Annotated in this window: 16 protein-coding genes, 1 tRNA gene, 1 other RNA gene and 1 pseudogene; 11 read left to right on the top strand and 8 right to left on the bottom strand. The window is 49.9% G+C overall.

Translation table 11 applies throughout. The annotated features are described in order from the left end of the window. Positions 1 to 8: 8 nt before the first annotated feature. The 4 genes from ACUTQ5_RS07335 to ACUTQ5_RS07350 form a co-directional block, all read right to left on the bottom strand. Positions 9 to 135: non-coding RNA, RtT sRNA (locus ACUTQ5_RS07335), on the bottom strand. Between the two features lie 41 nt (positions 136 to 176). Continuing rightward, positions 177 to 261 (bottom strand) — tRNA-Tyr (locus tag ACUTQ5_RS07340). 158 nt (positions 262 to 419) lie between these two features. Then, positions 420 to 1268 (bottom strand): formyltetrahydrofolate deformylase, encoded by an 849-nt coding sequence (gene purU / locus ACUTQ5_RS07345; protein WP_012145438.1) that lies wholly within the window; start codon positions 1266 to 1268, stop codon positions 420 to 422. A gap of 126 nt (positions 1269 to 1394) precedes the next feature. Further along, positions 1395 to 1859, bottom strand: coding sequence for a YchJ family protein (locus ACUTQ5_RS07350; protein ID WP_445650697.1), 465 nt, complete (start codon positions 1857 to 1859; stop codon positions 1395 to 1397). 140 nt (positions 1860 to 1999) lie between these two features. Between ACUTQ5_RS07350 and rssA the strand changes: the two genes are divergently transcribed. The 5 genes from rssA to ACUTQ5_RS07375 all read left to right on the top strand — a co-directional run bounded on the left by rssA (position 2000) and on the right by ACUTQ5_RS07375 (position 7548). Beyond that, positions 2000 to 2905, top strand: coding sequence for a patatin-like phospholipase RssA (gene rssA / locus ACUTQ5_RS07355; protein WP_445650698.1), 906 nt, complete (start codon positions 2000 to 2002; stop codon positions 2903 to 2905). 105 nt (positions 2906 to 3010) lie between these two features. Next, positions 3011 to 4024, top strand: coding sequence for a two-component system response regulator RssB (rssB, locus tag ACUTQ5_RS07360; protein ID WP_445650699.1), 1014 nt, complete (start codon positions 3011 to 3013; stop codon positions 4022 to 4024). A 199-nt stretch (positions 4025 to 4223) separates the two neighbouring features. Continuing rightward, positions 4224 to 5141, top strand: a complete 918-nt coding sequence (gene galU / locus ACUTQ5_RS07365; RefSeq protein ID WP_445650700.1) for a UTP--glucose-1-phosphate uridylyltransferase GalU — start codon at positions 4224 to 4226, stop codon at positions 5139 to 5141. 43 nt (positions 5142 to 5184) lie between these two features. Then, a complete protein-coding gene (locus tag ACUTQ5_RS07370; RefSeq protein ID WP_445650701.1) occupies positions 5185 to 6528 on the top strand; it encodes a UDP-glucose dehydrogenase family protein in 1344 nt (447 codons plus the stop codon). A gap of 9 nt (positions 6529 to 6537) precedes the next feature. Then, a complete protein-coding gene (locus ACUTQ5_RS07375) occupies positions 6538 to 7548 on the top strand; it encodes an NAD-dependent epimerase (RefSeq protein ID WP_445650702.1) in 1011 nt (336 codons plus the stop codon). Between the two features lie 217 nt (positions 7549 to 7765). Here the strand turns inward: ACUTQ5_RS07375 and hns are convergent, their stop codons facing one another. Beyond that, positions 7766 to 8173, bottom strand: a complete 408-nt coding sequence (gene hns / locus ACUTQ5_RS07380) for a histone-like nucleoid-structuring protein H-NS (protein ID WP_006321188.1) — start codon at positions 8171 to 8173, stop codon at positions 7766 to 7768. A gap of 720 nt (positions 8174 to 8893) precedes the next feature. On the opposite strand from hns, the gene ACUTQ5_RS07385 reads away from it, so the two are divergent. Further along, positions 8894 to 9478, top strand: a complete 585-nt coding sequence (locus ACUTQ5_RS07385; protein WP_445650703.1) for a thymidine kinase — start codon at positions 8894 to 8896, stop codon at positions 9476 to 9478. 130 nt (positions 9479 to 9608) lie between these two features. Here the strand turns inward: ACUTQ5_RS07385 and ACUTQ5_RS07390 are convergent. The 3 genes and pseudogenes from ACUTQ5_RS07390 to adhE all read right to left on the bottom strand — a co-directional run. Further along, positions 9609 to 10295 (bottom strand): annotated as a pseudogene (locus ACUTQ5_RS07390) (IS3 family transposase); the annotation flags it as partial. Continuing rightward, the gene (locus ACUTQ5_RS07395) at positions 10294 to 10449 is read right to left on the bottom strand and encodes a helix-turn-helix domain-containing protein (RefSeq protein WP_445650704.1); all 156 of its coding nucleotides are present in this window, start codon (positions 10447 to 10449) and stop codon (positions 10294 to 10296) included. The pseudogene ACUTQ5_RS07390 and the gene ACUTQ5_RS07395, both read right to left, overlap by 2 nt. Positions 10450 to 10533: 84 nt before the next feature. Further along, complete coding sequence (adhE, locus tag ACUTQ5_RS07400; protein WP_445650705.1) at positions 10534 to 13206, bottom strand: bifunctional acetaldehyde-CoA/alcohol dehydrogenase; 2673 nt, start codon at positions 13204 to 13206, stop codon at positions 10534 to 10536. Positions 13207 to 13730: 524 nt separating this feature from the next. Between adhE and ACUTQ5_RS07405 the strand changes: the two genes are divergently transcribed. The 5 genes from ACUTQ5_RS07405 (at position 13731) to oppC (ending at position 20467) form a co-directional block, all read left to right on the top strand. After that, on the top strand, positions 13731 to 14375 hold the full coding sequence (locus ACUTQ5_RS07405; protein ID WP_012145429.1) for a YchE family NAAT transporter: 645 nt from the start codon (positions 13731 to 13733) through the stop codon (positions 14373 to 14375). Positions 14376 to 15065: 690 nt separating this feature from the next. After that, a complete protein-coding gene (locus ACUTQ5_RS07410) occupies positions 15066 to 16703 on the top strand; it encodes an ABC transporter substrate-binding protein (protein ID WP_445650706.1) in 1638 nt (545 codons plus the stop codon). A gap of 153 nt (positions 16704 to 16856) precedes the next feature. Beyond that, entirely contained in the window at positions 16857 to 18494 is a 1638-nt protein-coding gene (gene oppA, locus ACUTQ5_RS07415) for an oligopeptide ABC transporter substrate-binding protein OppA (protein WP_445650707.1), read from the top strand. A gap of 129 nt (positions 18495 to 18623) precedes the next feature. Then, a complete protein-coding gene (gene oppB / locus ACUTQ5_RS07420; RefSeq protein ID WP_218216551.1) occupies positions 18624 to 19544 on the top strand; it encodes an oligopeptide ABC transporter permease OppB in 921 nt (306 codons plus the stop codon). Positions 19545 to 19558: 14 nt separating this feature from the next. Next, entirely contained in the window at positions 19559 to 20467 is a 909-nt protein-coding gene (oppC, locus tag ACUTQ5_RS07425; RefSeq protein ID WP_445650708.1) for an oligopeptide ABC transporter permease OppC, read from the top strand. Positions 20468 to 20477: the final 10 nt, after the last annotated feature.

Below are 20477 nucleotides of genomic sequence, written 5' to 3' on the forward strand. Positions count from 1 at the left end.
AGAGAAGATGGTGGTGGGGGAAGGATTATTCGTCACTTCGCTCCTCACCCTGCGGGCCGCGCTAAAGCGCGTTGTCTCACTGCGTGAGACTCGAACCTTGGCGAAGCTTCTCATCCTCCCCCTCAGTGTTTTATGTAGTTTCAGCTTTCGCTGTGCTTTCATCAACAGAGAGAAGATGGTGGTGGGGGAAGGATTCGAACCTTCGAAGTCTGTGACGGCAGATTTACAGTCTGCTCCCTTTGGCCGCTCGGGAACCCCACCACTGGCCTTGCTTGCGAAACGTCTGTCTCGGTAAGCGGGGCGCATCATATCAAATGAAACGAGCGTGTAAAGCATTGAAATGCAGAAAATGAATCGTTTGCCGATTTTTTACTCGTGGCGGCGCATCCCTGAACGAAAGGCACCGCTTTATTGAGCAATTACAGGATAACCGTCCGGTTGCCGTAGACAAATACCCGTTGTGCCAACACATGATACAGCGCCCGGCTAAGTGCATTTTTCTCGACGTCTCTCCCGGCACGCATCATATCTTCAGCCGAATAGGTGTGATCAACATGAATCACGTCCTGCATGATGATTGGGCCTTCGTCCAGATTATCGTTAACGTAATGGGCAGTAGCGCCGATGATTTTCACCCCACGTTCGTAAGCCTGGTGGTAAGGGCGTGCACCGATAAAGGCCGGCAGGAACGAGTGGTGGATATTGATCACCTGGTTTGGATAGTGCTGTACGAATGCTGGTGTCAGCACGCGCATGTATTTGGCCAGCACTACGTAATCCGGCTGATACTGATCGATCTGGGCCATCATTTTCTGATCGTGTTGATCGCGTGTCAGGCCTTCATGGCTGACCAGATGGAACGGGATATCAAAACGCTCTACCAGCGTTTGCAGCGTATCGTGGTTACCGATAACTGCCGCAATCTCCACATCAAGACCGCCGTAGGCGCTTTTCATCAGCAAGTCGCCAAGGCAATGCGCTTCTTTGGTCACCAACACCACAATACGACGACGGCCAGAGTTATGCAGTTCGCGAACGGAACCCACCGGCAGTGCACTGTCGAGATCCGCCAGCAAGGTAGTATCGTTAAAAATGCCTTCCAGTTCGGTACGCATAAAGAAGCGGCCGGTGCGGTGATCAACGAATTCATTGTTCTGAACAATGTTGAGTTCATGCTTGTAACAAATATTGGTGATCTTGGCGATCAGTCCTTTGGCATCAGGACAAATGGTGCGCAAAACTTTTCTTTGTACATTTTGGTGTGGCATGGGAGTGAGGATCCTGTCTGATACTGAACGTCCTGTCTTTGCAGGCGAGAGTTTTTATCATCTATATCTTCAAGCGGCGACTCGATAGTGAGCCGCTTGAAGTCTTTTGGTTACTTTGAGCCTCGGCTAGCGTCCGCAGCATTTTTTATATTTTTTCCCTGAGCCGCAGGGACAAATTGCATTTCTGCCGGGTTGGGGTTTGGTTCCGTCAATATAATACCAGCGTTGGTCAAGCTGAAGGAAGCGTGAACGCTCGTGCATCGCCTGGTGCTGACCGGTGTTGCCGTCGACGAATCGGGCAATGAACTCGACAAAACCTTCCCCGGCCTCATGGCCCTGTTTTTCTTCAACCACCGTCAGACCCAGCCATTCGGTATGCTTGAAACTGTCGACGATCGCGTTACGCCATTCCGATGCATGACAGTCGGGATGCCAGGTAGCAATCAGATAGTCCACATTGTGTTTTACGTAAGCGCTAAAGCGTGAACGCATTAATTGTCCGGGTGTGGCCGGCGTTTGAGTGCCGTTAACGTAGGGTTCGCAGCATGCGCTATACTCCAGTCCGCTACCGCAGGGGCATAATTCGGGCAAGGTGACTCCTAAAATGGCCGGAACGAAATGAACGGGCCGATGCCGAAAGTGATTTAGCGCATATGTTACCTAACATCATTCGACCCTGACAATCTACGCTGACGACAGGATCGAAACAATTCACCGAAAAGGCGGTAATTATGCGGAAAATCAAGGTTGGATTGGCATTGGGGGCAGGGGCGGCTAAAGGCTGGGCACATATTGGCGTAATCAATGCACTAAAGAGGTTGGGTGTTGAAGTCGAGATAGTAGCCGGTTGTTCGGTTGGCGCATTGGTGGGGGCTGCTTTTGCCAGCCATCGTCTGCCAGCCATGGAAACCTGGGTGCGTTCATTCAGTTATTGGGATGTGATCCGTTTGATGGATTTGTCCTGGCAACGCGGTGGGCTGCTGCGTGGTGAGCGGGTATTTAATGCAGTAGGGCAGTTGTTGAAAATTGATGACATCGCCGAGTGTTCATTGAAGTTTGGTGCCGTGGCGACCAATCTGAGTACCGGACGGGAACTGTGGCTGACCGAAGGTGACATTCATCAGGCGGTGCGAGCGTCGTGCAGCATGCCCGGCCTGTTGGCGCCGGTGTGGTTTGACGGTTATTGGCTGGTGGACGGCGCCGTGGTGAATCCGGTACCTATCTCATTGACACGGGCGTTGGGGGCCGACATTGTTATTGCCGTTGACTTGCAACACGATGCCCATCTGATGCAACAGGATTTGTTCTCGGTACGCAGTCCTGATATGGAGGCGGCAAAAGATCTCCCTGCCCGTAACTGGCGAGGACGATTAAGGGAACGCATCAGCAAAATGACCACCAGAAAACCTAATTTCACGCCAACGGCGATGGAAATTATGGGAACCTCTATTCAGGTACTGGAAAATCGATTGAAACGCAACCGCATGGCAGGCGATCCGCCGGATGTGCTGATACAACCCTATTGTCCGCAGATTTCAACGTTGGATTTCCATCGCGCCGAAGAGGCGATTGAAGCCGGCAGGCTGGCAGTTGAAAAACAGCTGGATAAACTGTTGCCCTTGATAAAAAACAAATAATTTACGGTTCTTGACTGTATAACCTGCGATGGGAGCAATTTCCGACAGGCATAAAAGGTCTTTTTGAGCCACTATTACACTATGAAAAGGGAAGAGGCTCGGCTGATGGCATTACCATTGACTCACAAGCGCATTTTGGTCGTTGAGGACGAACTGGTTTTTCGTTCCGTGCTTGTTGGCTATTTGAAATCGTTGGGGGCGGAAACCAGTGAGGCCCCTAATGGTTTGCAGGCGTTGAGTCTGGTGGATGATGTGCATCCCGATTTAATCCTGTGCGATCTAGCGATGCCGGAAATGGATGGGATTGAGTTTGTCGAACATCTGCGGCTGCAAGGTGTGCAAACTCCGGTGTTGGTGATATCGGCTACCGATAAAATGGCGGATATCGCCAAGATGTTGCGGTTAGGCGTTCAGGACGTGTTGCTAAAACCGGTGACCGACCTTAATCGTTTACGTGAAGCGGTGCTGGGCTGTCTGTACCCCAATATGTTCACTTCTCCGGCCATTGAGGAGGTGGAACTGTTCCAGGACTGGGATGCGCTGAGTAAAAATCCTTCCGAAGCGGTGAAGTTGCTCAAACAGTTACAACCCCCTGTTCAGCAGACCGTGGCTAATTGCCGGATTAATTATCGGCAATTAACCACTAGCGAGAACCCGGGATTGGTGCTGGATATTGCGGCACTGTCGGATAAAGACCTGGCGTTCTATTGTCTGGATGTAACCCGCGCAGGAGATAATGGCGTAATGGCGGCCCTGCTGCTGCGTGCATTATTTAATGGATTGTTGCAAGACCATTTAGCTAATCAGCGTCATCGGCTACCGCAAATGACCGCATTGTTAAAGCAGGTTAATCAATTATTACGTCAAGGCAAGCTGGAAGGGCAATTTCCGCTGCTGGTCGGTTATTATCACACCGAATATAAAAACCTGATCCTGGTCTCCGCCGGCCTGCATGCCAATGTAAATACCGGTGATAATCAAATTCAACTGAGCAACGGTGTGCCACTGGGAACGCTAGGGGCGACCTACATGAATCAAATCAGCCAGCACTGTGCTGCCTGGCAGTGCCAGGTTTGGGGCTCGGGTGGTAGGCTACGCTTGATGCTCAGTGCTGAATAATTCTCTTGGGTCAAAATAGTATTTGAAATTTATATATTTGAGATGCTTATTTTTACCTCAGTTAGTCAATTGGGTAATTGTCCTAAAGTTTTTCTATTTGTGCCGCGGTTAATGCCAGTCAGTCATAAGCTGGTATACTCCGAGGGTTTTTGTATGGCGGATGAAGCTCATAAACTGAGCGCTATTAAGAGAGGAAATAATGCCTGCTGTAAATCGTAAAGTCAGAAAGGCTGTGATCCCGGTTGCAGGCTTGGGAACACGGATGTTACCGGCGACAAAAGCCATTCCTAAAGAAATGCTGCCGTTGGTTGACAAACCCTTGATCCAATACGTTGTCAATGAGTGTATTGCGGCAGGGATTAACGAAATTGTGTTGGTTACCCATTCCTCCAAGAATTCGATCGAAAACCATTTCGATACCAGTTTTGAACTGGAAGCGATGCTGGAAAAACGCGTTAAGCGTCAGTTGCTCGATGAAGTGCAGTCTATCTGTCCCAAGGGCGTTACCGTGATGCAGGTGCGTCAGGGGGTGGCTAAAGGGCTGGGGCACGCGATTATGTGTGCCTATCCACTGGTGGGGGACGAACCGGTGGCGGTGATTTTGCCGGACGTGATCCTCGATGAGTACAGCTCCGATCTGAAAAAAGACAATTTGCACGAAATGCTGCAGCGTTTTGAACAAACGGGTATCAGCCAGATTATGGTTGAACCTGTGCCGCATAAAGATGTTGGCAACTATGGCGTGGCCGATTGCAAAGGTTATGAACTGCAGCCGGGCGAAAGCGCCCCGATGGTCAGCGTAGTCGAGAAACCTTCGCCGGATGAAGCCCCTTCCAACCTGGCCATTGTTGGCCGCTATGTACTCTCTGCCGATATCTGGCCGCTGCTTTCGAAAACCCCTCCGGGCGCGGGTGGTGAAATCCAACTGACCGACAGCATTGAAATGCTGATGCAGCAAGAGACGGTAGAGGCGTATCACCTGAAAGGGATCAGCCATGATTGCGGCAACAAGCTGGGTTATATGCAGGCATTTGTCGAATATGGCATGCGCCATGCCGGGCTGGGCCAAGAGTTCACTCAGTGGTTGAAACAGTTACTGACCGTTGATAAGAAATAATTTATTCATCTTTCGTCTTAAATTGAAAAACTAGGATTTTCCCATGAAAGTAACAGTTTTTGGTATTGGCTATGTTGGCCTGGTGCAGGCTGCGGTGTTGGCTGAAGTCGGCCACGACGTTATGTGTATTGATATAGACGAGCGTAAAGTCGAAAACCTGAAGAAAGGAAATATCCCTATTTTTGAGCCAGGCCTGACGCCGTTGGTACAGCAAAACTATGAAGCAGGTCGCCTGCAGTTCACCACCGATGCTAAAGCCGGCGTTGAACATGGCACCATTCAGTTCATCGCCGTGGGGACGCCACCGGATGAAGACGGCTCTGCCGACCTGAAGTATGTGACGGCCGTAGCTCGTACCATCGCAGAACATATGACCGATCATAAAGTAGTGATCGATAAATCTACTGTGCCGGTCGGCACCGCAGATAAAGTTCGTCAGGTTATGGAAGAAACGCTGCGCAAACGCGGCAGCCAGATTCCTTTCGATGTGGTTTCCAACCCCGAATTCCTGAAGGAAGGCGCGGCAGTAGCAGACTGCATGCGTCCTGAGCGCATTGTTATCGGTACCGATAACAAAGATGTGGTTGAACCTATTCGCGAGCTGTATGAGCCGTTCAACCGCAACCACGATCGCATGATCATGATGGATATTCGTAGTGCTGAACTGACCAAATATGCTGCCAACTGTATGCTGGCGACCAAAATCAGCTTTATGAATGAAATGTCTAATCTGGCCGAAATGCTGGGTGCAGACATTGAGAAAGTGCGTCAGGGGATCGGTTCTGATTCCCGTATTGGCTATCACTTTATCTACCCAGGCTGTGGTTATGGTGGCTCCTGTTTCCCGAAAGACGTTCAGGCTTTGATCCGCACCGCTGAACATATCGGCTACCAGCCAAAACTGTTACAAGCCGTAGAGCAGGTTAACTATCAGCAAAAATTTAAGCTGACCAAGTTCATCAAACATCACTTTGGTGAAGGTCTGAAAGGTAAAACCTTTGCGCTTTGGGGGCTGGCATTCAAGCCGAATACCGACGACATGCGTGAGGCTTCCAGCCGGGTGCTGATGGAGCAACTGTGGGAAGCGGGCGCTACCGTTCAGGCGTACGACCCTGAAGCCATGAACGAAGTTCAGCGCATCTACGGTCAGCGTGACGATCTGAAGCTGGTAGGTACCAAGGAAGCTGCGCTGCAGGGTGCTGACGCACTGGTTATCTGTACCGAATGGCAGAACTTCCGCGCACCAGATTTCGACGTGATTAAAGGTTCGTTAAAGCAACCGGTGATCTTTGATGGTCGTAACCTGTTTGATCCTGAACGTTTGGAAAGTCGTGGCTTTACCTATTATGCTATTGGCCGCGGTGCGTCCATTCAGCCGGTTATTTAAGGGATAAATATGAAATTCCTGGTTACAGGCGCGGCAGGGTTTATTGGTTACTACACCGCTGAGCGTCTGTTGGCCGCTGGGCATCAGGTTATCGGTATCGACAACCTGAATGATTATTACGATGTGAGCCTGAAAATGGCGCGCCTTGAGCTGCTGGCGGATAAACCTGCTTTCCGGTTTATCAAGCTGGATTTGGCCGACCGTGAGGGCATGGCGCAGCTGTTTGCCGAGCATAAGTTTCAACGGGTGGTTCATCTTGGTGCGCAAGCCGGGGTGCGTTATTCATTGGACAACCCGCTGGCGTATGCAGACTCGAATCTTATCGGGCATTTGAATGTGCTGGAAGGGTGCCGACATAATAAAGTCGAGCATTTATTATATGCATCTTCCAGTTCGGTATATGGTCTAAATCGTAAGTTACCCTTTGCGACCGAAGATTCTGTTGATCACCCGATATCTTTGTATGCGGCAACCAAGAAAGCCAATGAGCTGATGTCGCACAGTTACTCCCATTTATATGGTCTGCCTACCACCGGTCTGCGTTTCTTTACCGTTTATGGCCCGTGGGGGCGTCCGGATATGGCGCTGTTTAAATTTACCAAGGCCATATTGGCAGGTGAGAACATCGATGTATATAACCACGGGGAGATGCACCGTGACTTTACTTACATTGACGATATCGCAGAGGCTATTGTGCGGTTGCAGGCGGTTATTCCGCAACCGAATGCAGCCTGGACGGTGGAACAGGGGTCTCCGGCAAGTAGCTCTGCGCCGTACCATGTCTATAATATCGGCAACAGCAATCCGGTGAAGTTGATGGAATACATCAGCGCATTGGAGCAGGCTCTGGGGATTGAGGCGCATAAGAATATGTTGCCGATGCAACCTGGCGACGTGTTGGATACTAGTTCCGATACTGCGGAGCTTTATCGCGTGATTGGCTTCAAGCCTGAAACCGGCGTGGAAGAAGGTGTAAAACGCTTTGTTGAATGGTATAAGTCTTTTTATAAAGTTCAGTAATTGAGCTTTACGTAAATGCTATAAGGGGCCACGGCCCCTTTTTTTATGCTTTGCTAAAGTCAGAAAAGGTCAGATAGCCGAGAGGCAAGACCAATGAGGTAGAAGGTTACCTACATAGGATAATTACGCATAGCCTGACTTGGGTTCTACTACTTCTTAAAATAAGCGTAACAAAAAGGCTCCCAAGGGAGCCTTTTTAACTTGCAGCGGAATGCTATTACAGCAGGAAATCGTCCAGAGATTTACCTTGCTCTTCGATAGCTTTCTTAATCACTGCTGGGGTACGGCCCTGGCCAGTCCAGGTTTTCAGTTCGCCGTTTTCGTCTTTATATTGGTATTTAGCCGGACGTGCTGCACGTTTAGCTTTACCGGCGGCTTTAGTTGCAGCCATAGTTTGCAGCAGTTCATTAGGATCAATACCGTCAGCAATCAGCATTTCACGATATTGCTGCAGTTTACGGGTGCGTTCTTCAACTTCTGCTTGAGCCTGGCTGTCTTCTTCGCGACGTTCGTTCACAACAACTTCCAGTTTTTCAAGCATTTCTTCCAGCGTTTCCAGGCTGCATTCTCTTGCCTGTGCGCGTAGAGTACGGATGTTGTTCAAAATCTTTAATGCTTCGCTCATTGTCCTAGTCTCAAATTATATTGGTGGGGGCGTCGGGGTAATAATAGAGTGCTCTTTTCTTTTCTGCAATAGCCAAATTGAAAAGGAAGGCTCAAATTTACCTTTTAAAACACAAAACCAGAACACTCTGGCTAATATAGGCAGGGGAGATAAGTATTACAACCGTCATTTTTAAGTCAAATTTTCAACAGTGACGGTATGTTTGCTATGCCGAAATGGCTTTCATGGTTAAGTTATAATTGTGTTTTATATCAATATTACGTCGAATTATGTGGGTTAAAGCACGCGACCAAGTATGCAAACACTGTAAACAATGGGGGTATACGAGTAAAGATAACGTCAAGAACTGTACCCAGGCTGTTTTCTGTCATTAAATACTCTGGCATGGTGCCAAGTGGTGTTAATAGCTTTAATTCCTCCCGGCTCGGACCGGTTGGGGCTTTACTGTGTTGGCATAACCATTAATGCAGGGTGTTGGCATAACCATTAATGCCGCGTGCTAATCATTAGCCGTAATTAAATGTGATGTCAGACTGAAGTCATCCTGTAAATAGATGTAAAAGTACGTTGTACAGAAAACGGAATGTTTCACTTGAAAGTTGGCATTCGTTTTGCGGGATGTTGATTAACCCAGAGGCGTGAGCAGGTCGGCAGGTTATGGTACACTTTACCTCTGAATCAACCTTCGAATATTTCTTATACCATTGGAGTTGCGGGCCCATGGCTCAACTTTATTTTTATTACTCTGCTATGAACGCAGGGAAATCTACTGCGTTGTTGCAATCTTCATATAATTATCAAGAGCGTGGTATGCGTACGCTGGTGTTTACCGCCGAAATAGATCATCGTTTTGGTGTCGGCAAGGTCAGCTCGCGGATCGGGCTGTCGTCACAGGCGCAGCTCTATAATAATGAGTCGATGATCTATGCGATGATTGCACAGGAACATCAACAGCAACCGGTACATTGCGTGTTGTTGGATGAAAGTCAGTTCCTGACGAAACAGCAGGTTGAGCAATTGTGTGATGTCGTCGACCAACTGGATATTCCGGTTTTGTGTTATGGCTTGCGCACCGACTTCCTGGGAGAGCTGTTCATTGGCAGCCAATACTTGCTGGCTTGGGCAGACAAACTGGTAGAGCTGAAAACTATCTGTCATTGCGGACGCAAGGCTAATATGGTGCTACGGCTGGATGAGAACGGACAGGCGATGCATGCTGGTGAGCAGGTCGTGATAGGGGGGAATGAGAGCTACGTCTCCGTTTGCCGCAAGCATTACAAGGAAGCCATACAGGCACTGGAGTAGCGTTTAGAACGCTACAGGGAGCCTTGTGGCGTGTTTAAACGCTATTGCGCACTCAGGTAAATACTGGTCAACGTACTGCATAAAAAAACCGCCTTTCTGAACTGACCCCCATAGAGTTGGACGGTTTACATCAGGCGGCTATTTGGGCCTGGGTTCGGTACTCTACCTGACTCAGGCCTTTCAGTTTCTGTTTTATTCTTTCATGGTTGTAATAGTAGATATATTTGTCGATTGCTGTTCGTAACTCACTAATATTACTGTAGTCACCCAGTTACAGGCACTCCGATTTCAGCGTGCCGAAGAAGCTTTCTATCACCGCATTGTCATAACAGTTTCCCTTTCGTGACATGCTTTGTTTCAGCCCTGCTTCCTTAAGCCGCTTCTGATAATGCGCCATCTGATACTGCCAGCCCTGATCTGAATGCAGTAATGGATATTCACCTTCATTCAGCGCTGACAGTGCCTTAGTCAGCATTTCGTCCACCATCGACAGGCGCGGATGAGGTTCCATATGATACGCGACGATTTCACCGTTATACAGGTCAAGGACCGGCGATAAATACAGTTTTTCCCCACTAATTTTAAATTCCGTCACGTCCGTTACCCACTTCTGGTTCGGTTTGTCCGCGCTGAACCGACGGTTCAGTACATTACCCGCGGCTTTTCCGTATCGGCCTTTGTAAAAGGCATATTTCTTCCTTCTGATACAGGAAGTTAACTCCATTTTCTGCATCAGACTCTGAACCGTTTTATGATTCAACTGACTTCCTTCCCGGCGAACGGCAAGCGCTATCCTGCGGTATCCATACCGGCCTTTAACCCTGCGTCGCCATGAAGCCCCAGGCTGCAGACCACTTACGAACGGCGCTGTGATCGATACCAAAACGCTTTGCCGTCGCCTTCTGACCTTCCCGGCTGGAAAGATAGTGCTGCACGACCTTAAGCTTGAAGCTGAGAGAATACTTGCTCATAAAAAACTGCACCTTACTCAGTTGGGGATCCAACTTTTGGGGTGCAGTTCATTTCGGCGGTTTTTTTATTGGTTCAATGAACCGTTATTTTTTGGCCTTTTTTTCTGCTTTGGCCGCCGCTGGAACTACCAAAACTTCTTCATCTTCCGCTTCACTAAACTTACGGCCGTAGAAGGTATCCAGCATGATTTGCTTCAGTTCGGCAATCAGCGGATAACGCGGGTTGGCACCGGTACATTGGTCGTCAAAGGCGTCTTCAGACAGTTTGTCGACTTTCGCCAGGAAATCGGCTTCTGTTACACCGGCTTCACGGATTGATGCCGGGATACCCAGTTCAGCTTTGATCTCATCGAGCCAGGTCAGCAACTTCTCGATTTTCTGCGCGGTACGGTCGCCTGGTGCGCCCAGACCGAGGTGGTCAGCGATTTCAGCGTAGCGGCGACGAGCCTGTGGGCGGTCGTACTGGCTGAAGGCCGTTTGCTTGGTTGGGTTGTCGTTCGCGTTATAACGAATAACGTTGGAGATCAGCATGGCGTTGGCCAGACCGTGCGGGATGTGGAACTCAGAACCCAGTTTGTGGGCCATTGAGTGGCAAACCCCCAGGAAGGCGTTGGCGAACGCGATGCCGGCGATGGTCGCTGCATTGTGCACGCGTTCACGGGCGACCGGGTTCTTGGCACCTTCTTTATAGCTGGCTGGCAGATACTCTTTCAGCAGTTTCAACGCTTGCAGCGCCTGACCATCAGAGTATTCGTTCGCCAGTACTGAAACGTAAGCTTCCAGTGCGTGTGTCACAGCATCCAGGCCGCCAAAGGCGCACAGGGATTTTGGCATGTTCATCACCAGGTTGGCGTCAACAATGGCCATATCCGGAGTCAGAGCGTAATCCGCCAATGGGTATTTCTGGCCGGTCACGTCGTCGGTCACTACTGCAAACGGGGTCACTTCTGAACCGGTACCTGAGGTGGTGGTCACGGCGATCATTTTCGCTTTGACGCCCATTTTCGGGAACTTGTAGATACGCTTACGGATATCCATAAAGCGTAGCGCCAGGTCTTCGAAATGGGTTTCAGGATGTTCGTACAGCACCCACATGATTTTCGCCGCGTCCATCGGTGAACCACCGCCCAGCGCGATAATCACGTCTGGTTTAAAGGAATTCATCTGCTCAGCGCCTTTACGCACGATGGACAGCGTTGGGTCTGCTTCAACTTCAAAGAACACTTCTGTTTCAATGCCGTGAGACTTCAGAACGGAAGTGATCTGGTCAGCATAACCGTTATTGAACAGGTAGCGGTCGGTCACAATGAAGGCGCGTTTTGCCCCGTCGGTCGCTACTTCTTCCAGCGCGATAGGCAGTGAGCCGCGGCGGAAGTAGATTGATTTCGGAAGTTTATGCCACAACATGTTTTCTGCTCGCTTCGCTACCGTTTTCTTGTTGATCAGGTGTTTTGGACCGACGTTTTCAGAGATGGAGTTACCGCCCCAGGAACCGCAGCCCAGCGTCAGAGACGGAGCGAGTTTAAAGTTGTACAGGTCACCGATACCCCCCTGAGACGCTGGGGTGTTAATCAGGATACGTGCGGTTTTCATCTTGTCGCCGAAGAAGGCAACGCGTTCTGGTTGGTTATCCTGGTCGGTATACAGGCAAGAGGTATGGCCGATACCCCCCATGGCAACCAGTTTTTCCGCTTTGCTGACGGCGTCGGCAAAATCTTTGGCGCGGTACATGGCAAGCGTAGGAGACAGCTTTTCGTGAGCGAAAGGCTCGGTTTCATCAACCAGTTTCACTTCACCGATCAGTACCTTGGTGCTTGCCGGTACTGTGATGCCTGCTATTTCAGCGATTTTCGGTGCAGACTGGCCAACGATAGCCGCGTTCAGGCCGCCGTTTTTCAGGATAATGTCCTGTACGGCTTTCAGTTCTTTACCCTGCAGCATGTAGCCGCCGTGGCTAGCGAAACGTTCACGAACTGCATCATAGATGGAGTCAACCACGATGACCGACTGCTCAGAGGCGCAAATCACACCGCTGTCGAAGGTTTTAGACATCAGAATTGAGGCGACAACGCGTTTGATATCCGCAGTTTCGTCAACCACAACCGGGGTGTTACCTGCGCCAACGCCGATAGCCGGTTTACCGGAGCTGTAGGCGGCTTTAACCATGCCTGGGCCACCGGTCGCAAGGATCAGGTTGATGTCAGGGTGATGCATTAACTGGTTGGACAGTTCAACGGTAGGTTGGTCGATCCAGCCGACGATGTCTTTCGGTGCACCGGCGGCAATCGCGGCCTGCAATACAATATCCGCTGCCCTGTTGGTAGCGTTTTTCGCACGTGGGTGCGGAGAGAAGATAATGCCGTTACGGGTTTTCAGACTGATTAACGCTTTGAAAATGGCCGTAGAAGTTGGGTTGGTGGTAGGCACGATACCGCAAATCAGGCCAATAGGCTCTGCAATGGTGATGGTACCGAAAGTATGGTCTTCGGCCAGGATACCGCAGGTTTTTTCATCTTTATAAGCGTTGTAGATAAACTCTGATGCGAAGTGGTTCTTGATCACTTTATCTTCAACGATCCCCATACCTGACTCTTCAACGGCCAGTTTGGCCAGAGGAATACGGGCATCGGCAGCGGCGAGGGCAGCAGCGCGGAAAATCTTGTCAACTTGTTCTTGGGTGAAGTTGGCATATTCGTGCTGGGCTTTTTTGACACGTGCAACTAGCTCGTTCAGTTCAGCGACATTTGTTACAGCCATAATGCTCTCCTGATAATGTTAAACTCTTTCAGTAAATCAGTCGTGCGAGCAAGTAGTATAGACAGACCGATGGGCAATGCCGTTTAAAAAACAAAGGCTTTCCGCCATTTTTTGTCGCATGCTGCTGATTTGCTTAAAGAGCTTTACCCGATGCTTCAGCAGGAGAAGACAGCGGGCCGAACAGAGATGCCACTTTTTCCTTAACCTGTTCTACTCCCTGACTACGACTAAGAGCTTAACTACTATTGGTTAGCTATTTTGTGATTTAAATCATAAAAAATGCAAGCTGACACCATTCAGCCATGGTTTTTGAGAATCATTCTTGATAACTGCGATGTAGGCACTTTTCTCAACATAAAAAATCATAAACCGTACATTGCTATTAACAATAGAGAATTATCTTATCGAAGTGGATGTAAATAGAGATAAATCTCGCCCATGAACAATGGATTACCCGTGGCAATTCTATTACATTAGCGCGCGAAGGCAGTGTCACTTTTAGAGCTATTAAAGCGGAGTCATTTGTGGGCCAATCTCTGTTGGATTTTTCCGGCTTCATTAAGTTTTTTGTCGGCCTGTTTGCACTGGTAAACCCGGTGGGTATTTTGCCGGTATTTATCAGCATGACCAGCTACCAGGCGGCGGCTGGACGTAATAAAACCAACCTGACCGCCAACCTGTCAGTTGCCATCATCCTGTGGACCTCGTTGTTTTTGGGGGAAGGGATTTTGCGCATGTTCGGTATCTCTATTGACTCGTTCCGCATTGCCGGCGGTATCCTGGTGGTCAGCATTGCCATGTCGATGATCAGCGGCAAACTGGGTGAGGACAAACAGAACAAACAGGAAAAATCAGAGAGCGCGATCCGTGAGAGCATTGGGGTCGTGCCATTGGCATTGCCGCTGATGGCCGGACCGGGCGCTATCAGTTCCACCATTGTCTGGAGTTCCCGTTACCATAGCTGGCAGAATCTGCTGGGGTTTAGCCTGGCTATCGCGTTGTTTGCCTTTTGCTGCTGGTTGTTGTTCCGGGCAGCACCTTTACTGGTACGTTTGTTGGGGCAAACCGGCATTAACGTCATCACCCGTATCATGGGGTTGCTGCTGATGGCGTTGGGTATCGAGTTTATCGTGACTGGCATCAAGGCGATATTCCCCGGCTTGTTGTAATCAGCCGAATGAGTCGCGAATAGGATGATTCGCGACTCAAATTAATTTTAAAAATAAAAACTATTATTAACTCGCATTAATATAGTGCGAAATATGAATGAATTTTCTTCACTTGCACCATAATGTGGCATAAATCTCAACTTGTTGCTCAATAAAAGCTCTAAGCGTTGTTTTTACCCCTTATCTTCCTCACTTTCTGCCCTTTTTTGCCTCCCGGATATCAAATTTGTTGTTAATTTAATCACATCATTCTGTAGGGCTTGTCTCGCTTTCATCCAGGTGTTATTAGTGATTAACCGCACATAAGCAGGTGTTTGTTCTTTGAACGACGTCTTTGTTAAATGAATGTTTCTTTATCTGGTGTGTGGGTTCGCTGCGTACGGCTTTGATAGTGCCAATTTCAATTTTAATGATTAAAATCAATTGGTTGATTTGAGGATTCGTTACCCCTTCGTCAGGGGGACAAAACCCGCCTGGTGCAATAAAAGAGAATTGCTTAACATTTCTGTAAAAATTATTGGCTATGGAAATTGCCTTCTGCTAATTTCCGAGCAACTTTCTACGCGTAATTAATGGTCTCGCGTCGACAAAGTGGGAATGATTTTTGCTGGTGTCTGTTTATTTAGAATTCTTATAAATACTTCACGAATATCGATAAGCAATGCTTGTTGGTGAAAAGGAGCCTCGACCATGCAGCAAACCCTAAAGCACACTCCATTGGCTATGTTGATTGCCGGCTTGCTGAGTATCAGCGCTGTTTATTCTGTTCAGGCGGCTGATGTTCCGACCGGGGTGCAATTGGCTGAGCAGCAGAAAATTGTCATTAACAACGGCTCGGAAGTGGCTTCATTGGATCCGCACAAGGTTGAAGGCATACCGGAAAGCAATATTATTCTGAACCTGCTGGAAGGACTGGTCAGCACTGACGCTAATGGCCACGTGGTCGCGGCTGCGGCGATCAATTGGGAAAACCAGGATTTTACAACCTGGACTTTCCACCTACGTCCCGACGCAGTTTGGAGTGACGGATCGCCAGTTACCGCGCAGGATTTTGTTTACAGTTGGCAGCGCCTGGCCGATCCGAAAATTGGCTCACCTTATGCCAGCTACCTGCAGTACGCCAAAGTTGAAAATATCGACGCCATTCTGACAGGCAAGCAAAGCCCGCAAACGCTCGGGATTAAAGCTGTCGATGATAAAACGTTGCAGGTCACGCTGAGCGAGCCGGTGCCGTATTTTATCAGTATGCTGAGCCACACTTCATTGAAACCGGTAAAACGCTCGGTGGTTGAGAAGTTTGGTGACAAGTGGACGCTGCCGGCAAACTATGTCGGTAATGGTGCCTATCGCTTGAAAGATTGGGTGGTGAATGAGCGCATTGTGTTTGAACGCAGCCCGAGTTACTGGAACAACAAGAAAACGGTTATCGATCAGGCCACTTTCCTGCCGATTTCCTCAGAGGTCAGTGACGTCAACCGCTTCCGCAGCGGTGAAATCGATATCACCAACAGCGCCATCCCGCCGAACCTGTTTGCGAAAATGAAAAGCGAGATCCCTGAGCAATTGCACGTTAACCCTTACCTGTGCACCTTTTATTACGAGATTAACAACCAGCGCGCACCTTTTACCGATGCCCGAGTGCGAGCTGCAGTGAAACTGACGTTGGATCGCGACATCATTGCCAACAAGATCATGGGGCAGGGGCAGATCCCGGCCTACAGCTTTACCCCGAGCTTTACCGAAGGTGCCAAATTCACGACGCCGGAATGGGCAGGGTGGAGCCAGGAGCAACGCAATGCCGAGGCGAAAAAACTGTTGGCCGAGGCAGGCTTCAGCGCGACTAAACCGCTGAAGTTTACATTGCTGTACAACACTTCAGATCAAAATAAACAACAGGCGATCGCTGCCGCGTCAATGTGGAAGAAAAACCTCGGCGCGGATGTCACGCTGCGCAATCAGGAGTGGAAAACCTCGCTGGAAAGCCGCCATCAGGGGCAGTACGACGTGGCACGGGCCACCTGGTGCGGGGACTATAACGAGCCCAGCGCTTTCCTGAATCTGGTTGTCTCCAATAGCAGTATCAATACCATTTTCTACAAGAGCCCGGCGTTTGACTCCCTGATGGCCAGCACGCTAAAAGCGCCGGACGAGGCTGCGCGTGCTGCCCTTTATCAGCAGGCGGAGGCTCAGTTGGATAAAGACTCGGCGTTAATCCCGGTGTATTACCGCGTCAGTGCACGCCTGATCAAACCGTCGGTGGGGGGCTTCACCGGTAAAGACCCTCTGGATTACACCGATGTGAAAAACCTGTACATCATCAAGCAGTAACGAGGGGTATTACGCCACGCCAACAGGGGTGAGTAATACAAGGGAGTCCGCCTGCCGTATTCGTTCAACGGCAGCCGGTATAACAAGGTCCGCTCACGGGGCAACACAGGCTCTTTGATGAGCCTGTGATAATAAAAACTGGAGTATACACACATGACCAACATCACGAAAAAAACCATCCTTGCGGCCGGCATCATTGCCGCGCTGGGTATCACAGCAACCGGAAGTGCTTTTGCGGCCGTTGTGCCGGCGGGCGTACAACTGGCAGAGAAGCAAGTGCTGGTACGAAACAACGGTGCAGAAGTGCAGTCGTTGGATCCACATAAAATTGAAGGGGTGCCAGAGTCCAATGTTTCGCGAGACTTGCTCGAAGGCCTGACCATCAACGATCAAAACGGTGCTATCGTCCCTGGCGTGGCAGAAAGCTGGGATAACAAAGATTTCAAAGTCTGGACCTTCCACCTGCGTAAAAATGCCAAGTGGTCGAATGGCGATCCGGTAACGGCGCAAGATTTCGTGTATAGCTGGCAGCGCCTGGCAGATCCTAAAACGGCATCGCCTTATGCCAGCTATGTACAATATGCACATATCACCAATATCGATGACATCATCGTCGGTAAACAAAAGCCTGATGCCCTCGGCGTGAAAGCGATTGATGATCATACCTTCGAAGTGACGCTCAGCGAGCCGGTACCTTACCTGCCGAAACTGTTGGCACACCCATCCATGTCGCCGGTAAATAAAACCGCAGTAGAAAAATTTGGCGAGAAATGGACCCAGCCGCAGAACTTCGTGGCCAATGGTGCTTACAAATTGAAAGGTTGGACGGTGAACGAACGTATTGTCCTGGAGCGTAACCCGGAATACTGGGATAACGCGAAAACCATCATTAATCAGGTGTCCTACCTGCCAATCTCTTCGGAAGTGACTGACGTTAACCGTTACCGCACCGGCGAAATCGACATGACCTATAACAACATGCCGATCGAGCTGTTCCAGAAACTGAAGAAAGAGATCCCGACTGAAGTTCATGTCGACCCGTATCTGTGTACCTATTACTACGAAATCAACAACCAGAAATCACCGTTGACTGATGTGCGTGTGCGTACCGCCCTGAAATTGGGCATGGACCGCGACATTATCGTCAATAAAGTGAAAAACCAGGGCGACCTCGCGGCCTACGGTTACACCCCACCTTATACCGATGGTGCCAAACTGACGCCGCCAGAGTGGTTTGGCTGGACACAGGACAAACGTAACGAAGAAGCGAAGAAACTGCTGACCGAAGCGGGTTATGGCCCAGGTAAGCCGTTGACACTGAACCTGCTGTACAACACTTCGGATCTGCATAAGAAGCTGGCGATCGCCGCTGCCTCTATCTGGAAGAAAAATCTGGGTGTGGATGTGAAACTGGTGAACCAAGAGTGGAAAACCTTCTTGGATACCCGCCACCAAGGTAACTTTGATATCGCGCGTGCCGGCTGGTGTGCGGATTATAACGAACCTTCCTCTTTCCTGAACACTATGCTGTCCGACAGCAGCAACAATACTGCACACTATAAGAGCGCAGAATTCGACAAGCTGATCGGCGATACGCTGAAAGCCAAAACTGACGAAGAACGTGCAGCCCTGTACCAAAAGGCCGAAGTGCAACTGGATAAAGATTCAGCCATCGTACCGGTTTATTACTATGTGAACGCTCGTCTGGTGAAACCTTACGTTGGCGGTTATACCGGTAAAGACCCGCTGGATAATATCCACGTTAAAGATCTTTATATTATCAAACATTGATTTTAATGGCGGGGCGCTGCGGCGCTTCGTCACTGATCGACTGATAATGATAAAGCTGATGTAAAGGCTAGAAATCTGTCGCCGATGTGTATATCGACGGCCAGCAGATTCATGGAACAGGTACGGGCAATGTTAAAATTTATTCTACGCCGCTGTCTGGAAGCGATTCCGACGCTGTTTATTCTGATCACCATTTCATTCTTTATGATGCGCTTGGCACCGGGCAGTCCATTTACCGGCGAGCGTGCATTACCGCCTGAAGTGATGGCCAACATTGAGGCGAAGTATCACCTCAACGATCCTATCTACAAACAATACTTCAATTATTTGGGGCAGCTTGCGCAGGGCGATTTCGGCCCGTCGTTCAAATACAAGGATTACTCGGTTAACGATCTGGTCGCCGCTTCATTCCCGGTATCCGCCAAACTCGGCCTTGCCGCATTCTTGTTGGCGGTCGTCTTGGGGGTTAGTGCCGGGGTAGTGGCTGCACTGAATCAAAATACCAAATGGGATTATACGGTGATGGGCTTTGCCATGACCGGGGTGGTGATACCCAGTTTCGTGGTGGCGCCGTTACTGGTATTGATTTTCGCCATCACGCTGAAATGGTTACCTGGCGGTGGTTGGAACGGTGGCGCGCCGAAGTTTATTATCTTGCCGATGGTGGCGTTGTCACTGGCCTATATCGCCAGTATCGCCCGTATTACGCGTGGCTCGATGATTGAAGTGCTGCACTCAAACTTTATCCGCACAGCCCGAGCCAAAGGGTTGCCGATGCGTCGCATCATTTTCCGCCATGCGCTCAAACCTGCGTTATTGCCCGTGCTTTCCTATATGGGCCCGGCGTTTGTCGGCATCATTACCGGTTCTATGGTGATCGAAACCATCTACGGCCTGCCGGGTATTGGCCAGCTGTTTGTTAATGGTGCGCTGAACCGCGATTATTCTTTGGTATTGAGTCTGACCATTCTGGTGGGTGGCCTGACCATTTTGTTTAACGCGATCGTCGACGTGTTGTACGCCGTTATCGATCCAAAAATCCGTTATTAAGCTGGAGCACGCAAATGATGTTGACGAAAAAGAACAGCGAGGCTCTGGAGAACTTCAGCGAAAAGCTTGAAGTGGAAGGGCGCAGCCTGTGGCAGGATGCCCGTCGCCGCTTTGTGCACAACCGTGCGGCAGTCAGCAGCCTGTTTGTGCTGGCGCTGATTACCCTGTTTGTGATTGTAGCCCCCTGGCTGTCACAGTTTGCCTATGACGATACCGATTGGGCGATGATGTCAGCAGCACCGTCTTTTGACGCGGGGCACTACTTCGGTACCGATTCCTCAGGGCGTGATTTGCTGGTACGTGTAGCGATTGGTGGGCGTATCTCGTTGATGGTTGGCGTTTCCGCTGCGCTGGTGGCGGTCATCGTCGGCACCCTGTACGGTGCAATGTCGGGTTATCTGGGCGGTAAAATTGACTCGGTCATGATGCGCTTGCTGGAGATCCTCAACTCCTTCCCGTTTATGTTCTTCGTGATCCTGCTGGTGACCTTCTTTGGTCAAAACATTCTGCTGATCTTTGTGGCGATCGGCATGGTGTCCTGGCTCGACATGGCGCGTATCGTGCGTGGCCAAACCCTGAGCCTGAAACGCAAAGAGTTTATCGAAGCGGCGTTGGTATGCGGGGTTTCCAGCCGCAATATCGTACTGCGTCACATCGTGCCGAACGTGCTCGGCGTGGTGGTGGTATACGCTTCATTACTGGTGCCGAGCATGATCCTGTTCGAATCCTTCCTTAGCTTCCTGGGGTTGGGTACCCAGGAGCCGTTAAGCAGCTGGGGTGCATTGCTGAGCGATGGCGCCAACTCGATGGAAGTTTCACCGTGGTTGCTGCTGTTCCCGGCGGGTTTCCTGGTTGTCACTCTGTTTTGTTTCAACTTTATCGGCGATGGTCTGCGTGACGCCCTCGACCCGAAAGATCGTTAAGGAGTGCAAT

The sequence above is a fragment of the Serratia sp. NA_112.1 genome (genome assembly GCF_052691715.1).

What these genes read in the sequence shown, in the direction of transcription:
- oppB (WP_218216551.1), top strand. Translation starts at nt 18,624, where the DNA reads ATGTTAAAATTTATTCTACGCCGCTGTCTGGAAGCGATTCCGACGCTG.
- ACUTQ5_RS07375 (WP_445650702.1), top strand. Translation starts at nt 6,538, where the DNA reads ATGAAATTCCTGGTTACAGGCGCGGCAGGGTTTATTGGTTACTACACC.
- hns (WP_006321188.1), bottom strand. Translation starts at nt 8,173, where the DNA reads ATGAGCGAAGCATTAAAGATTTTGAACAACATCCGTACTCTACGCGCA.
- rssA (WP_445650698.1), top strand. Translation starts at nt 2,000, where the DNA reads ATGCGGAAAATCAAGGTTGGATTGGCATTGGGGGCAGGGGCGGCTAAA.
- oppA (WP_445650707.1), top strand. Translation starts at nt 16,857, where the DNA reads ATGACCAACATCACGAAAAAAACCATCCTTGCGGCCGGCATCATTGCC.
- ACUTQ5_RS07370 (WP_445650701.1), top strand. Translation starts at nt 5,185, where the DNA reads ATGAAAGTAACAGTTTTTGGTATTGGCTATGTTGGCCTGGTGCAGGCT.
- oppC (WP_445650708.1), top strand. Translation starts at nt 19,559, where the DNA reads ATGATGTTGACGAAAAAGAACAGCGAGGCTCTGGAGAACTTCAGCGAA.
- rssB (WP_445650699.1), top strand. Translation starts at nt 3,011, where the DNA reads ATGGCATTACCATTGACTCACAAGCGCATTTTGGTCGTTGAGGACGAA.
- purU (WP_012145438.1), bottom strand. Translation starts at nt 1,268, where the DNA reads ATGCCACACCAAAATGTACAAAGAAAAGTTTTGCGCACCATTTGTCCT.
- ACUTQ5_RS07385 (WP_445650703.1), top strand. Translation starts at nt 8,894, where the DNA reads ATGGCTCAACTTTATTTTTATTACTCTGCTATGAACGCAGGGAAATCT.
- galU (WP_445650700.1), top strand. Translation starts at nt 4,224, where the DNA reads ATGCCTGCTGTAAATCGTAAAGTCAGAAAGGCTGTGATCCCGGTTGCA.
- ACUTQ5_RS07395 (WP_445650704.1), bottom strand. Translation starts at nt 10,449, where the DNA reads ATGAGCAAGTATTCTCTCAGCTTCAAGCTTAAGGTCGTGCAGCACTAT.
- adhE (WP_445650705.1), bottom strand. Translation starts at nt 13,206, where the DNA reads ATGGCTGTAACAAATGTCGCTGAACTGAACGAGCTAGTTGCACGTGTC.
- ACUTQ5_RS07410 (WP_445650706.1), top strand. Translation starts at nt 15,066, where the DNA reads ATGCAGCAAACCCTAAAGCACACTCCATTGGCTATGTTGATTGCCGGC.